Origin of the sequence: Anabaena azotica SJ-1 (genome assembly GCF_047275885.1) — a bacterium.
Taxonomy (GTDB): domain Bacteria; phylum Cyanobacteriota; class Cyanobacteriia; order Cyanobacteriales; family Nostocaceae; genus Trichormus_B; species Trichormus_B azotica_A.
In genome coordinates this window covers 4729663-4744491 of record NZ_CP178454.1, presented here as the reverse complement: position 1 = coordinate 4744491, position 14829 = coordinate 4729663, and the positions used below count along the sequence as shown (strand labels likewise).

17 protein-coding genes and 1 pseudogene are annotated in these 14829 nt (G+C 35.8%); 15 read left to right on the top strand and 3 right to left on the bottom strand.

Annotated features, from left to right (window positions below; translation table 11 throughout):
• Window position 1: 1 nt before the first annotated feature.
• The 9 genes and pseudogenes from ACLLO5_RS20585 (at window position 2) to alaS (ending at window position 9115) form a co-directional block, all read left to right on the top strand.
• Complete coding sequence (locus ACLLO5_RS20585; RefSeq protein WP_413172354.1) at window positions 2-574, top strand: DUF3727 domain-containing protein; 573 nt, start codon at window positions 2-4, stop codon at window positions 572-574.
• 261 nt (window positions 575-835) lie between these two features.
• Window positions 836-1378: a YqeG family HAD IIIA-type phosphatase gene (locus tag ACLLO5_RS20580; RefSeq protein ID WP_413172353.1), complete on the top strand. Its 543-nt coding sequence runs from the start codon at window positions 836-838 to the stop codon at window positions 1376-1378.
• A gap of 241 nt (window positions 1379-1619) precedes the next feature.
• Window positions 1620-2729 carry a glutamate 5-kinase gene (gene proB, locus ACLLO5_RS20575; RefSeq protein WP_413172352.1) on the top strand — a complete coding sequence of 370 codons (1110 nt, stop codon included), beginning with the start codon at window positions 1620-1622 and terminating at the stop codon, window positions 2727-2729.
• Window positions 2730-2906: 177 nt separating this feature from the next.
• Window positions 2907-3146: a hypothetical protein gene (locus ACLLO5_RS20570; RefSeq protein WP_413172351.1), complete on the top strand. Its 240-nt coding sequence runs from the start codon at window positions 2907-2909 to the stop codon at window positions 3144-3146.
• A 39-nt stretch (window positions 3147-3185) separates the two neighbouring features.
• Window positions 3186-3866, top strand: coding sequence for an ATP-dependent Zn protease (locus ACLLO5_RS20565; protein ID WP_413172350.1), 681 nt, complete (start codon window positions 3186-3188; stop codon window positions 3864-3866).
• A gap of 63 nt (window positions 3867-3929) precedes the next feature.
• Window positions 3930-4235: pseudogene (locus ACLLO5_RS20560) on the top strand (hypothetical protein); the annotation flags it as partial.
• Window positions 4236-4308: 73 nt separating this feature from the next.
• On the top strand, window positions 4309-4662 hold the full coding sequence (locus ACLLO5_RS20555) for a hypothetical protein (protein ID WP_413172349.1): 354 nt from the start codon (window positions 4309-4311) through the stop codon (window positions 4660-4662).
• Entirely contained in the window at window positions 4659-6326 is a 1668-nt protein-coding gene (locus ACLLO5_RS20550; protein WP_413172348.1) for a hypothetical protein, read from the top strand. The genes ACLLO5_RS20555 and ACLLO5_RS20550 overlap by 4 nt, the downstream gene beginning before the upstream one ends.
• Window positions 6327-6472: 146 nt before the next feature.
• On the top strand, window positions 6473-9115 hold the full coding sequence (alaS, locus tag ACLLO5_RS20545) for an alanine--tRNA ligase (protein WP_413172347.1): 2643 nt from the start codon (window positions 6473-6475) through the stop codon (window positions 9113-9115).
• Between the two features lie 42 nt (window positions 9116-9157).
• Here the strand turns inward: alaS and ACLLO5_RS20540 are convergent, their stop codons facing one another.
• Both ACLLO5_RS20540 and ACLLO5_RS20535 read right to left on the bottom strand, forming a co-directional pair.
• Complete coding sequence (locus ACLLO5_RS20540; protein ID WP_413172346.1) at window positions 9158-9373, bottom strand: type II toxin-antitoxin system HicB family antitoxin; 216 nt, start codon at window positions 9371-9373, stop codon at window positions 9158-9160.
• Window positions 9373-9564: a type II toxin-antitoxin system HicA family toxin gene (locus ACLLO5_RS20535; protein WP_137909550.1), complete on the bottom strand. Its 192-nt coding sequence runs from the start codon at window positions 9562-9564 to the stop codon at window positions 9373-9375. Before ACLLO5_RS20535 ends, ACLLO5_RS20540 begins: the two co-directional genes overlap by 1 nt.
• A 129-nt stretch (window positions 9565-9693) precedes the next feature.
• On the opposite strand from ACLLO5_RS20535, the gene ACLLO5_RS20530 reads away from it, so the two are divergent.
• The 3 genes from ACLLO5_RS20530 to ACLLO5_RS20520 all read left to right on the top strand — a co-directional run bounded on the left by ACLLO5_RS20530 (window position 9694) and on the right by ACLLO5_RS20520 (window position 12939).
• Window positions 9694-11100, top strand: a complete 1407-nt coding sequence (locus ACLLO5_RS20530; RefSeq protein WP_413172345.1) for a pentapeptide repeat-containing protein — start codon at window positions 9694-9696, stop codon at window positions 11098-11100.
• A 61-nt stretch (window positions 11101-11161) separates the two neighbouring features.
• On the top strand, window positions 11162-12286 hold the full coding sequence (locus tag ACLLO5_RS20525; RefSeq protein WP_413172344.1) for an AAA family ATPase: 1125 nt from the start codon (window positions 11162-11164) through the stop codon (window positions 12284-12286).
• A 2-nt stretch (window positions 12287-12288) separates the two neighbouring features.
• Window positions 12289-12939, top strand: coding sequence for a DUF3226 domain-containing protein (locus ACLLO5_RS20520; protein ID WP_413172343.1), 651 nt, complete (start codon window positions 12289-12291; stop codon window positions 12937-12939).
• Window positions 12940-13006: 67 nt separating this feature from the next.
• On the opposite strand, the gene ACLLO5_RS20515 is transcribed toward ACLLO5_RS20520, so the two are convergent.
• Window positions 13007-13261 carry a hypothetical protein gene (locus tag ACLLO5_RS20515; protein ID WP_413172342.1) on the bottom strand — a complete coding sequence of 85 codons (255 nt, stop codon included), beginning with the start codon at window positions 13259-13261 and terminating at the stop codon, window positions 13007-13009.
• Window positions 13262-13357: 96 nt separating this feature from the next.
• Here ACLLO5_RS20515 and ACLLO5_RS20510 point away from each other — a divergent pair, with 96 nt between their 5' ends.
• The 3 genes from ACLLO5_RS20510 to ACLLO5_RS20500 all read left to right on the top strand — a co-directional run bounded on the left by ACLLO5_RS20510 (window position 13358) and on the right by ACLLO5_RS20500 (window position 14761).
• Window positions 13358-13942, top strand: coding sequence for a Uma2 family endonuclease (locus ACLLO5_RS20510; RefSeq protein WP_413172341.1), 585 nt, complete (start codon window positions 13358-13360; stop codon window positions 13940-13942).
• A gap of 77 nt (window positions 13943-14019) precedes the next feature.
• Window positions 14020-14280, top strand: coding sequence for a hypothetical protein (locus ACLLO5_RS20505; protein ID WP_413172340.1), 261 nt, complete (start codon window positions 14020-14022; stop codon window positions 14278-14280).
• A gap of 100 nt (window positions 14281-14380) precedes the next feature.
• Window positions 14381-14761, top strand: a complete 381-nt coding sequence (locus ACLLO5_RS20500) for a VanZ family protein (RefSeq protein WP_413172339.1) — start codon at window positions 14381-14383, stop codon at window positions 14759-14761.
• Window positions 14762-14829 lie beyond the last annotated feature (68 nt).

Below are 14829 nucleotides of genomic sequence, written 5' to 3'. Positions count from 1 at the left end.
TATGTATTCCTCTGAATTTTCTGAAGAAAATGATCGCGCTGACGCTGCTTCTATCACTTTGACAGATGAAAAAGGGCGATCGCTCGAATGTTATGTTGAGCATTCCCTGTCAGTAGATGATCAAGAATATGTTTTACTTCTGCCTATAGACTCGCCTATCGAAATCTTTGCTTGGCAAGATGAAGGTGAGGAAGAAGAAGCTGTCTTGGTGGAAGATGATGAAACGATTGATAGAGTTTTTACTACCGCTCAAGCAGTTCTCGCCGAGCAGAATCTGATTCTTAAAAATACTGCCTATGCTTTAACTGTAGCAGGTGAGTTGCCACCTGTTGAAGAGTCAGAAATTTTCACCTTAGAAATTGAAGATGATGAAGCAGAGTTAGAACCAGAGCAACTACAACTACTGGCCAGTTTTTATCATGAGGAGCAGGAGTATGCAGTTTATACCCCTCTCGATCCATTGCTATTTTTTGCTCGGATCACTACATCAGGTAAGCCGGAACTGCTCTCTCCTGAAGAGTTTCGCAAAGTACAACCGCTGTTAGAAGAACATTTGTTTAATCAAGTTGAATAATCGGAGTTTGAAAATTACAGCAGATTGCAGATCAATGAGGTACAGAATCTAAATTGAAACTTGTTCCCTGTTAAGAGTTCCCTGTCTACACAGATAACTTTTATGGCTTACGCCACGCTACGCTATCAGCAAACCCTAATTGTGAAGTTTGAATTCTGAATTTTTCCATTACTAATCTGACTTTTCACTGTATGTGAATTAGGTTGATTAGTAGTGGAATTTTCTCAATCAGATATTTCCTATCCAAAATCTCAATTTATTATGACTTGGAACAATATCTTGCAGCCGGACTTGATTTTAGAAGGTTCAGTGTTGAACCTGACACCAGATACAATTCAAAAATATGGGCTGAAAGGGCTGGTGTTGGATGTTGATGACACTTTAGTACCAATAACTGTCAGTGCTGCTTCCCCAGAAATGAAACAATGGGTCGAAGAAATCCGTGCCTGTGCTGTATTGTGCCTGGTCAGCAATAATCTGAGTGAATCTCGAATTGGTAGTATTGCCCGTTCTCTGAATTTGCCTTATTACTTGGGTGCGGCTAAACCCTCACGCCGCAAAATTAGAGCAGCTTTGGAACAAATGAATTTACCTGTACATCAAGTGGGTATGGTAGGCGATCGCCTGTTTACTGATGTTATAGCTGGTAATCGCTTGGGAATGTTTACTATTTTAGTCGAACCTATTGTTCATGCTGATGCTGTCCTCCGTTCTCACCCTATCCGCAACTTTGAAGTTTGGGTATCGGAAATTCTCGGCGCTTCTATCGCTCCCAAGCACACAAAAATTAACAAAGATTTATAAATCAGTAAAAAACTAAATCTAAAGAAATACTTAAGAAATCTCAACTTTTGCCAGAAATCTTAGATGATAAGTATTAATAACATCAGGTCAAGCACATAAAGACCTCAGACAATAACAGATAAATATAAACCCGTACAGCGTCAACCTTCACTATAGAGGGATTGGCGCTGTACAATTTTTTAGGTGTTGATAGGTGACAGGTGACAGGTGACAGAAGAGAATAACAAATAGCTAATGACTAATGACTAAAACAATTGTTGTTAAAATCGGTACTTCTAGCCTAACTCAACCAGAAACTGGACAACTAGCCCTTTCTACCATTGCCAGCTTAACGGAAACCCTGTGCAATTTAAGACTCCAGGGACATCGCGTGATTTTGGTTTCTTCCGGTGCTGTGGGTGTAGGTTGTGCGCGTTTGGGTTTAACAGAACGCCCCAAAGCGATCGCTCTCAAACAAGCAGTAGCAGCCGTTGGACAAGGTAGGCTCATGCGTATTTACGATGATTTATTTAGCACTTTAGAACAACCAATAGCCCAAGTATTATTAACAAGAGCAGATTTAGTACAACGTAGTCGTTATCTTAATGCTTACAATACTTTTCAGGAACTATTAGGACTGGGAGTAATTCCGGTAGTAAATGAAAATGATACAGTAGCGGTTGAGGAATTAAAATTTGGTGATAACGATACCCTTTCTGCTTTAGTTGCTAGTTTAGTGGAAGCAGATTGGTTATTTTTGCTGACAGATGTGGATAGATTGTATTCAGCCGATCCTCGTACTGTACCAGATGCCCGTCCTATTTCTTTAATTAGTAATATGAAGGAATTGGCAGAATTACAAATCCAAACCGGGGGACAGGGTTCACAGTGGGGTACAGGGGGGATGGTGACAAAGATTTCGGCTGCTAGAATTGCGATCGCGGCGGGTGTGCGAACTGTAATTACTCAAGGGCGTTTTCCTCACAATATTGAGAAAATTATCCAAGGGGAAGCTATAGGAACGCATTTTGAACCCCAACCAGAACCAACTTCAGCCAGGAAACGCTGGATAGCTTATGGTTTAGTACCGACGGGTAAATTATATTTAGATGATGGGGCTATTAATGCTATTTCCCTAGCGGGAAAATCTTTGTTAGCAGCGGGAATTAAGGCTGTAGAAGGGGAATTTGACAATCAAGAAGCGGTACAATTGTGCGATCGCACAGGTAATGAAATTGCTAGAGGTCTGGTGAATTATAACAGCGAAGAATTACAAAAAATTTGTGGTTGTCATTCACGGGATATTGCGGGAATTTTGGGTTACGCAGGTGCAGAAACCGTCATTCATAGAGATAATTTGGTTTTAACTTAATCACGATTTTTCGTAGGTTGGGTCTAAAGAAAGCGCAACTCGACAAAAACCCGTCAATGTTGGGTTTCCTAACGTTAACCCAACCTACCTAATTTAATGTTTTGAACTTAACCGACAAGTATTGGAACAAGACCGAATAATATGCACTTCAAAAAAACTATTTTTAGGAGTAATTTTATGAAGTTATTAGCAAAAGAATTACCATCACCAAAATCAATTCAAGAAACTCCCATACCTGGTAAAAATCAAGACCCACTCATTGCCCGAAATTTACAAAAAGAGCAGTATGTTGGCATTATCGGATTAGCGATTACCTTAGTTGCGGCTGTGGGATTTTTTAGCCGTAGAGTTGAATATGCTATTGTATTTGCTCTTTTTCTTAGTGCTATTCTCATCGCTTTCTTCTTATTCATATAGTAAATTATTTATTACAGCAGATTGCGGAAAAAACTACCCATGAATCAAATTGCTATCAATCTCATTGCTATCTCCGTATTCTTGATGACGCTTTCTACTTTGTTGGGACCCTTAATACATCTGTCCCCAACTATCCCAGCTTTAACTATGGTGGGTTTTTTGGGTATCGCGACCTTGGATAATTTCAGCTTTCAAGGAAAAGGAGGAACAATAGTTTTAGATTGGTTAGCGCGATTTTCCCCAGAATATAAAGAACGAATTATACATCATGAAGCAGGTCATTTTCTCGTCGCTCATCTATTGGATATTCCTGTCACCGGCTACACTCTCAGCGCGTGGGAAGCTTGGAAAATAGGACAACCAGGACAAGGTGGAGTGATTTTAGAAGATAGCGAAATTGCCAAACAATTGGAAAAGGGAAAGATTGGCGTTTCCATGGTAGAACGCTATTGTAATATTTGGATGGCAGGAATTGCAGCAGAAACTCTGGTTTTTAAATCTGCTGAGGGTGGTGGTGATGATAAAGCCAAGTTAAATCAATTTTTAACAGCTTTGGGTTTTGAAGAGAAAGTTTTTGAACAAAAACAGCGTTTTTATTTGCTTCAAGCTAAAAATTTGATTCAGGAAAATTGGGAGAGTTATCAAGTTTTAGTGGAAGCGATGAAAACAGGGGTTGATGTTGAAGAGTGTAAAAAGGTAATTCGTGAAAGTGCGACATAATAGAAATATAAATTATAGCTTGAGGATAGTGAAAAATGTATCAAACAGATCCGCCACTTTCCCCATCAATCTGAGTTTAGAATGTTTCAGTTAAGAGGCGATCGCTATACCGAAGCAACTTTAACGAATTCCCGCTTCTGGATACCCAGCATAAAATTAGGTTTAGGAGTATGGGAAGGGAGTTATAAAAATGTAAATATGCCTTGGTTGCGTTGGTATGATAAAAATGGAAATTGGGTATTAACTCCCGCAGAATCAGAAAAACAACGTGCAGATCAAGAAAGACAACGTGCAGATCAAGAAAGACAAAAAACAGAAAAATTAATTGCACAATTGCGTGCTTTAGGTCTTGAACCTGATTTAGATTAGATGAGAAAATTGTCCTATATAATATTTGTGGTAAAATTTGGAACAGTAAATTAGCTAGATTTCAGGCTTTAATATGTCCAGTTCCCAAGCACCTTACCGTGGAGCAGTACAAGCTCAAGGAGATGATATTACGAAGAAAGGAGGCTACACGCGTGCTTGGGCAGAAGACAAACCTGTTACTGATGAAGAGGGATTATCATTTCTTGCTAAAATTGAAGGAGAATGTAGCAACTCTGAAAAGGCACAACGAAAACAGGCTTTTGCGAAAGCTAGACGTTTCGTTAAGAAAGCTAGTCAACAAGGTGGTGTCGGACCTGAATCACAACCTCACTCATTTCAAGATCCTAAGCGTACAGTGGGCAATGCTCGTGTTGACATTGAAATTCGCAGCGGTATCACTTTTATTCCTACACAACAAGCAGAATGACAACTACTCTCACTAAAGTACAGCAATTTTTAGACTCCGGTGATAGCGACGGAGCGAGAGAAGAAGTTGCCAAAATATCTGTTAATTTTAAAAAAGTAGATGCAACTGTTAGAGATTTTGCGACCTTGCTTGTTCTAGGATCACAGCAAGTTGTAGAAATAGGTTTGGGCGTTTTGGGACGTGAACTTCTTAAAACAAATATAGAAGAAATCAACAATGATGTAATTTGGTTATTTCTCGCATCTATATTATCTAGGCATAACATAAATTCTGATAGTCCATTAAGGATTAGTATTATTGGTCTTATTTCTTGTGTTAAAAATTGGGAATTACCTATTTTTGCAATATTAAGTCCTGCAATAGACTCCTTTTTGATGGAGAGTCTTTATGAAGATAATCCTCTTATTTCTGAACAAACGGTGGATTTTATCTCTACTTGGGGAGAAAATTATGCAAAAGCTCCTCGGACAAGAAAGCAAATTAAACAGTTTGAATCGTTGATTCAGTTAGTTCTTGATAAAGTAGATGATTTAGATATCAAAGATGAATGGACTGAAGGAGTAGAGACATTTTTAAGAATAGCAGGGCAAAAGCAATACAATCAATACTCAGATCAACGTATTTGGTCAGATGCTAGTAATTTACTCAAAAAAATATATAGTCCTGAAATCTTAAATTCTGAGCAAGGCGCAAATTATTATCAAGTCAAAGACAATATACATAGACTAATTACTTCATGTCTTGCAGCTTTGGGGACAGTCTTTAGTCATGATGGTTTATCGGTTGCAGTGCGTATTGATAATCCTCAAGAAAACAAGTCTTGGTCAGTTGTTGCTCATGCAGTTGATAAGTTAGAAAGATTATTTCAAGCAGTTGCAGATGAGACTTTTAAGAAAATAACCACACTTCCCACTTTTACGCCAGCACAGGCAATCCCCGGTTCATGGACAATTATCCTCCATATTGATCTAAATACCAATCAATCATATTTACTTGCAAATGCAATCAAATCTCTTTCTTCAGCAGAATATGTAGAAAACGAAATTAACGCATTTATAGTTGATAGCTGGCAAGATTGTGTAGCACAACTTAAAGAAAATGAACTGCAAGTAAATTTAGCTGTTTCTACAAATAATCCAGAATTATATTTTGTTAACTCTATCTCTACAGAAGATATTCCCAAAGTTGAAGAATCTGTTCGGCAAAATATTAGAGTCTTCTCTCATGACATTCCCCAAGCTGATAACCTTGACCGAATTCTAGATTTTGCATCTTTATTGATTCAATATCCATCATCTCCATCAATAGTCAGACAGAAGTTTTTGGACATAGATGGAATTAGTGAAAGACAGTTCTTTTACTATCTAAGAGCAGTAGAAATTCTTGGTTTGGCAAATGAACGACAAGAACCAACGGCTAGTTGTTATATACTGCATCGGTTACAAAATGAAGCCAAAAAGAGATTTCTTGCTTACCAATTTATATCATCAAACGTTGGATCAGCATGGTTTAATTGGCAAAATGCAAATGATCTGTCAGATATTCAACCTGAAAGTGCAACTCAATTCTTGTTAGAAGTATGTCCATCACTTGCGGAAGAAACAGCTAAACGACGCGCTAAGACACTAAAATCTTGGCTAAATATATTCCTTCAATACTGGTAAAAATATCGAAAATATAATAACAAATATTCTTCTTGTAAGATTTATTCAATCTTTATTCGTTTAATAAATTGAGTGTAAGTTATAAATAGTAATGATGCTTTTTGCAGAATTAACCAACTTAATTAAAATTGATTTCGTAAACACTCATGTCTTCAACTCCCCAGTATCTTAGCGGTAACGATATTCGCGCTTTATTCCTTGACTTCTACACCCAACGGGGACACCAACCGCTTCCGAGTGCTTCCCTTGTACCAGAAGATCCGACTGTGCTGCTGACGATCGCAGGGATGTTACCATTTAAACCCATTTTCCTGGGACAGCGCATACCGGATTTTAAACGCGCTACGACTTCTCAAAAGTGTATCCGCACCAATGATATCGAAAATGTGGGACGGACAAAGCGCCATCATACATTTTTTGAGATGTTGGGTAATTTTAGCTTTGGTGATTATTTTAAAGAACAAGCGATCGCATGGGGTTGGGAAATTTCCACAGAAGTTTTTGGTATTTCTCCTCAAAATCTAGTTGTCAGCGTGTTTGAAGAAGACGACGAAGCTTTTGCAATTTGGCGCGATAATATTGGTGTCAATGAAAAACGCATCAAGCGGATGGGTGCAGATGATAACTTTTGGGTATCTGGCCCCACTGGTCCCTGTGGGCCTTGTTCAGAAATTTATTATGATTTTCATCCAGAATTAGGAGATGATCATATTGATTTAGAAGATGATACCCGATTTATCGAGTTTTATAACTTGGTATTCATGCAATATAATCGGGATGCTGCGGGAAATCTCACACCTCTGCAAAATAAGAATATTGACACGGGAATGGGTTTAGAGAGAATGGCGCAAATTCTCCAAAAAGTTCCTAATAATTATGAAACAGATTTGATTTTCCCAATTATTGAAACTGCGGCGAAAGTTGCTAAAATTAATTATCATCAAAGTGATGAAAATACCAAAGTTTCATTAAAAGTAATTGGTGATCATGTCCGTTCTGTGGTTCACATGATTGCTGATGAAATTCGCGCTTCTAATGTTGGTAGAGGTTACGTTTTACGACGTTTAATTCGTCGTGTTGTTAGACATGGGAGATTAATTGGTATTTCTGGAGAATTTATTAACCAAGTTGCAGAAACCGCAATTTCTCTTTCTGAATCAGTTTATCCAAATTTGCGACATAGGGAAGCATCAATTAAAGCCGAATTGCAACGGGAAGAAGTAAATTTCCTCAAAACTTTAGATAGAGGTGAAAAGCTGTTAGCTGAAATTATCCAAGAGGTAAAACAAAAAGGATTAACTGACCTTAGTGGTGAAAGTGCTTTTACCTTATATGATACCTACGGTTTCCCATTAGAATTAACTCAAGAAGTCGCAGAAGAAAATAATCTGACTGTTGACGTTGATGGTTTCAATGCAGAAATGCAAAAACAGGTAGAACGCGCAAAAGCTGCACACGAAACCATTGATTTAACTGTCCAAGGTTCTTTAGATAAACTTGCAGAACATATCCATTCCACAGAATTTATCGGTTATACTGCAACAGCAACAACAGCAAAAATCGAAGTTTTATTAGTTGCTGGTGTTTCTGAGGAAGCAGCAGAAGCAGGAACAGAAGTACAAATTGTTTTAAATAAAACACCATTTTATGCAGAATCTGGTGGACAAATTGGAGATAAGGGATATATTTCTGGTGATGGTGTTTTAGTGCGTGTGGAAGATGTGAAAAAAGAATCCGATTTCTTTATTCATTTTGGACGCATTGAACGGGGAACAATTAGAATTGGTGATGAAATTACCGCACAAATAGATCGGGGTTGTCGTCGTCGCGCTCAAGCTAATCATACAGCAACTCATTTATTACAAGCTGCATTAAAGAAAGTAGTTGATGAAGGAATTTCTCAAGCTGGTTCTTTGGTTTCTTTCGACAGATTACGGTTTGATTTTAACTGTCCTCGCGCTTTAAATGCGGATGAAGTTCAACAAATTGAAGAATTAGTAAATAGTTGGATTTCCGAAGCGCATTCTGCCAAAATCGAAGTATTACCTTTAGCAGAAGCAAAAGCTAAAGGTGCAGTAGCGATGTTTGGGGAAAAATACGGTGATGAAGTGCGCGTGATTGATTTCCCTGGTGTTTCCATGGAACTATGCGGGGGAACTCACGTTAATAATACTGCGGAAATTGGCGTTTTCAAAATCATTTCCGAAGCGGGAGTTTCTTCCGGGGTGAGAAGAATAGAAGCGGTGTCTGGTGCTGCGGTATTGGATTATTTGAATGTGCGTGAAACAGTAGTTAAAGATTTGTGCGATCGCTTTAAAGTCAAACCGGAAGAAATACCCGACCGCATCACAACTTTACAAACCGAACTTCGCAACAACGAAAAAGAAATTCAAACCCTAAAATCACAACTAGCAATAGTTAAATCTGACAGCTTATTACAAACTGCGGAAACCATCGGAGAACATAAAATTATTGTTTCTCAACTGGAAGACGTTGACGCAGAATCATTAAAATCTGCTGCGGAAAGATTACTGCAAAAAATTGGTAATGGTGCAGTGGTTTTAGGTTCTATTCCCGAAGCAGGAAAAGTGAGTATTGTTGCTGCTTTTAGTCCTGAAGTGAATAAAAAAGGAATACAAGCAGGTAAATTTGTAGGAACTATAGCAAAAATTTGTGGAGGTGGAGGTGGTGGAAAACCCAACCTCGCGCAAGCTGGGGGAAGAGACGCAACCAAATTACCAGAAGCTTTAGAAACTGCGAAAAGTGATTTGTTAGCAGCGTTGAAATAGGATTTAGATCCCCGATTTTTTAAAGAAGTCGGGGATTTGAATTTATATTGTCACTGCAACTTTACCAACTTCTGTAAAAGGTTTAGGTATAGGTTTTCCATCTTCTTTTAACACTTCCAAATACAATTCTATAGCTTCTTTAATATTTTCCTGTACTTCTGCTAAAGTATCCCCAATGCTGACACAACCGGGTAAGTCAGGAACATAAGCACCCCAGTTTGTTTCACCACGTTCATAAATTACTGTGTACTCAATCATTATATTTCTCCTAATTTTGCTTGCTTCCAAATTGATGAAAGTGTACCTATGGGAATATCATCACTTGGTTTTCCAGGTACAACTACGATACCTGATTTATTTTCATTTTTGAGGATACGGTGACTACCTCTAATCCGATCTATATACCAACCATCTTCTTCTAGGATTTTGAGAACTTCTTTAACCTTCATTGTTTACTATCATAGCGTGATTAGTGATTTGATAAGTTATGCGTAAAAGCACCAAGACATCAAGTATAATATATTCAATCCACAGAATCCAAAATTTTAGTTATTTATTAAGTTAGTTTAAGGAGTTGTATGATTTATCGTCAGGTAAAAATGGAAGATAGAGAACTTTTAAAATTCTACAAAGAAGGTAAAAGAAATTTTAGTCATCATAGATTATATAACAGAAATATCGAACTTCATAATATATGTAATAGGGCTATTCAGCCTAATGCTCGACCAAACTTTAGCAATGAAAACCTGGCAGAAATTATTTTAACTCATTCCAACTTATATAATGCAAACCTGAGTGGTACAAATTTTAGTGGTGCAACTTTAATTGATGTAGATTTGAGTTATGCAAATCTTAGTGGTGCAACTTTAGTTAATACAGACCTTAGAGATACAAATTTATATCATGCAAACCTTAGTGGTGCTAATTTATCTGGTGCAGATTTAACCAATACTTGTTTAAATGGGGCTATTTTAAAAAATGTTATTATTGATGATAAAACCAAGATTCATAAAAAATATTATTTAATTTCGCAAATTCTCAACGAAGAAGTAGTAGTTGTAAATCTCCCCGGAGTTGATTTAATAGGTGCTAATTTAGATGGTGCTAACTTAACTAAAGCTAACCTTTCTAATGCAAAGTTGCACGAAGATCGGGTTAATAATGCTTCAAACATATATCAAAATACAATTCTTATAACAAGACTAAAAAAAGCAATCTTAACAGAAGCAAATTTAGAAAATGCGAATTTGAGAGGAGCCAAGTTAACAGGGGCAAATTTGAGAGGAGCAGATTTAACAGAAGCAGATTTGAGAGGAGCCAAGTTAACAGGGGCAAATTTGATGGGATCAAACTTGACTAGATGTAAAATTAGGGATGCTAATTTTTCAAAAGTTTATTTTAGAAACACTGATTTAAGTAATACTAAAACTAAACTTACAGGTGCTAACTTAAGAGGAGCATATTATAATAATGAAACTAAATTTCCTAAAGAATTTGATCCCAAAACTGCAAAAATGAGCAATGAGGCAGATATTAAAAAATATTATAATCCTGGATTCATAGAATTATTAACTCAGAAAAAAGTAAAAAAACAAAAATCTCCACCACCACGAGAAGGACAAGCAGAGTTTAAAAATGAATTAACACAAATTTATGGTTATAAATGTTTAATTAGTGGCTGTGAAATTGGGGAAATTATTGAAGCAGCACATATTATTCCTTATAGTAATATTGAATCTCATGATGTAGCTAATGGCTTACTTTTGAGAGTAGATTTGCATAGACTTTTTGATGCACACCTGTTAGCTATTCACCCAAAAACAAGAGAAGTGTTAATATCTGAACAAATAGCGAAAGACTATCAAGATATTAGAGGAATACAAATAGTAAGTTGTTTAACTGGTGAAGATGCTACTAAACAACAGGATACGCTAAAATATCATTGTGAACAATGTAATTGGATAAATAAGCGACTTCTTGAATAATTCAGCGATCTGATATAATAAATTTAGTTATTATTTCTCTGTTATCTTCATTTAACAAACCATGCTAAAAAGTGTAAAAATAGAGAATTTTCGAGGTTTCAAATCTTTTGAACTTCAGCAATTAGGTAGAATTAACTTACTGGTTGGTGAAAATAATAGCGGCAAAACTTCTATATTAGAAGCTATTCAACTTTTATGTTCACGGACTAATCTAGAACCCCTTGGGGAAATAATGATTAACCGAGGTGAGTATTTTTGGAGTGATGACAGTAAAGGAGAAATGCAACTTGATATTAGTCATCTTTTTCATGATCACAAATTCGATATAGATAGTAAATTTTCTATTTCAGGAATTAATAACAATATTCATGAAATACTTGATATGTCAGTAGTAGTTCCGTTATCTCAAAATGGAAATAATTCTTTATCACCCTTTTTTGAAATAAAAGTTGATCCATCAGATGAGTCTTTTAAGGAGTTAAACAAACTTCATTTTTCTGTTAAATGGAAAATAGGTAAAACAACATCTGTCATTGTTAGAAAAATATTACCAGATAATAGTATTAAAATTGATGATCTGAAATTCTTATCTCACCAAGAGAGTGGAATTCCAAAACAACAATTTGTTAAATCATCTTCTTTGAAAACAGAAAAAATGATTGAGCTATTTGATAATTTAGTATTAACACCTGAAGAAAAAGTTGTAGAAGAAGCACTCAATCAAATAGATTCTAAAATTCAGCGTATTGCTCCTATTAGTTCTCAAAAATTAAAGTATTCATCAGATTCACGCGGTGGTTTTCTTGTACTTCTTTCTGATGGTAAGCGTGTACCTATTGGAAGTATGGGAGATGGTATTTGGCGAATTTTAGGATTAGCATTAGCTCTAGTATCAGCTAAAGATGGTTATTTATTTGTAGATGAAATTGACACTGGGCTGCATTTTACTACAATGTCAGGTATGTGGAAAATGATTTGGGATACAGCCAAAAGATTAAATGTCCAAGTTTTTGCAACTACACATAATAGTGATTGTTGGAAAAGTTTAGCTGATATTGCAGAACAAGAAAATATCACCGATGATGGTATTAGGATTCACAGAATTGAGAAAGGTAAAGAAAAAAGTATAGTTTTCAATGAATCTCAAATGGTCATTGCTGCTGAAAGAGAACTTGAGGTACGTTAGCAATGGCAAAAAATGATAAACCTAAAAAATTATTAGTTGAAGGTCAAGATGATTTACGAGTTATACCAGAATTAATTGAGAAAAATGGAATAACCTGGGGTAACAAGAAAGAGGAAGCAATTATATCAATTCAAGAATGTGGAGGTTATGAAAATATTACTTATGACCTGATATATACAGAATTACAAACTAGAGGACGCACACATTTAGGTTTGATGGTAGATGCAGATGATGATGTGTCTTTACGTTGGCAAAGTATCAGAAATGCTTGCTTAACAAGTATTCCTAATCTTCCTGAAGAAATACCAGAGACAGGATTAATTATTAGCACACCCGATGATAAAAAATTTGGTGTTTGGATTATGCCAGATAATATTATAGAAGGGATGTTAGAAACCTTTTTAGGTTATATGATTCCAGAACAGGGAGAATATCTTTGGGAATATGCACAGGATGTAGCAAAAGAAGCAAAAAATAAAGGTGCAACATTTAAACAATCTTATATTGATAAAGCAGAAATTTACACTTGGTTAGCATGGCAAAATGAACCAGGGAGACAAATACATCAAGCTATCAAATATAATATTTTAAATCCCAACAATCCTAAAGTGCAGGGGTTTATCAATTGGTTTAAAGATTTATATGATTTGTGAGTAAAGTTATCCCCAACTTTTTAATCAGTCGGAGATATAAAAATACATATTTAAAAGTCACTAAAAATCAAGATTCCTGTTCAGGAGGACGATTTTGCAAAATATCAAGAATCCGACGATTTTCAGTTTGTAAACCCCGCACATCCATCTGTATTTCTCTAATTTCTGATTGCATCTGCACCATATCAGAACGCATATCTCTAATTTCTGCAATCACCATTTCAAAATTACGCTGAATCGTATCAAAATTACGTTGATGTACAGCAGCAGTTTCCAATAAAGCACTCACCGCTAACCGCATATCAATAAGCTGATTTTCCATTTTATCCATCCGTTATTTATTACTCATATTTTTTATTTTAGTGAATACATCGCAAATACCGCATTATAATTATAACAGAGTTAAAATATTAAGATTATGACTCTTGCACAAGAAACACGTTACTATTCACCCGAAGAATACCTAGAATTAGAGGTAAATTCAGAAATACGTCATGAATATATCAAGGGATTAATTATACCCATGACAGGTGGAACACCAAATCATAACCAACTTGCGCTTAACTTTAGCGGTACACTCAATTATCTTCTCAAACGTCAACCCTATCAAGTCTTTGTTACAGACCAACGTCTTTGGATTCCTGATAAAAAAATTCACACCTATCCTGATGTTATGGTCGTCAAAACTCCCTTAATTTATGAAGAAGGAAGAAAAGACACTTTAGTAAATCCTGTAATGATTGCAGAAGTTTTATCGAAATCTACCAGAAGCAAAGATAGAGATGAAAAATTTGCAGCTTATCGCACAATTACCACATTACAAGAATATATTTTAATTGATCAATATACAATGCACGTTGAACAATATTTTAGAACTGATAATAACAAATGGATATTTTGTGAATTTACAGAGGCAGAAGAAAGCTTAAATTTAGCTTCTATTCCCTGTCAAATATTACTGACAGATATTTATGATAAAGTTGATTTGAATGCAGAAGAATAAAAACCCTAAACTCAATCTACCTCTCTGCTCCTCTGCATGAAACTATAATAATTATAATTACCAAAGGAGTCAAAAAAATGGGACGCATTAACCCTTACACCTTACAAATGCAAATTACCCAAATGTTTGCACAAGGACAATCATTCTTTGCTTTAACAAAAGTCCAAGATTGGTTAAGAGAACATAATCAAAACCCCCTAGAATATGAGATCATCTTCCATCAAAAACCTGCACCTCCTGGTTCAAAAGAAGTGATGGTAATAGAAATTGAATTAAAACGCAGAGATGGAAAACCAGTAGACCCTTGGTTACAAGAACAAGCCAATTTACACGCATAATTAATAATCAGAGCAAAATTCCCAATCTCAAACTTACCAAATTGCGGAATACGTCTTGATATTCCTGTAGATAGCAAAAACACCATTCAAAATCATGCAAATGACAAATCATCAACGTTGGGTTTTTGCTTTTTGGGTTTATTTGGGAATTTTACTTTCTATCTCTCTATCAGCTTACCTGCGAATTATACCCGTAGAAATAGCACAATTTCCCTATTATGACACAATTTTACATTTTCTATTACTCGGAATTGCTGCTTTTCTCAGTCATCAAGCATTAAGAAAACGTAAGTTTGATATATTAAATATGCCTGTACCGCTTGCACCATTAATAGTCTTTATTTTTTGTATTATTGATGAAATAATTCAATCTTTTGTACCTTATCGTAGTGCTGATATTACAGACTTAGCTGCTGATATTTTGGGGATTATCATATTTACTTGGTTAGCAGAAAAATTCCCAGAATCAATACATGAATAATATCAATATTTGGACATATGTTGATAGGGGTTAAATAGATCATTTAGAGACAGGTTTTTTCAGTATCA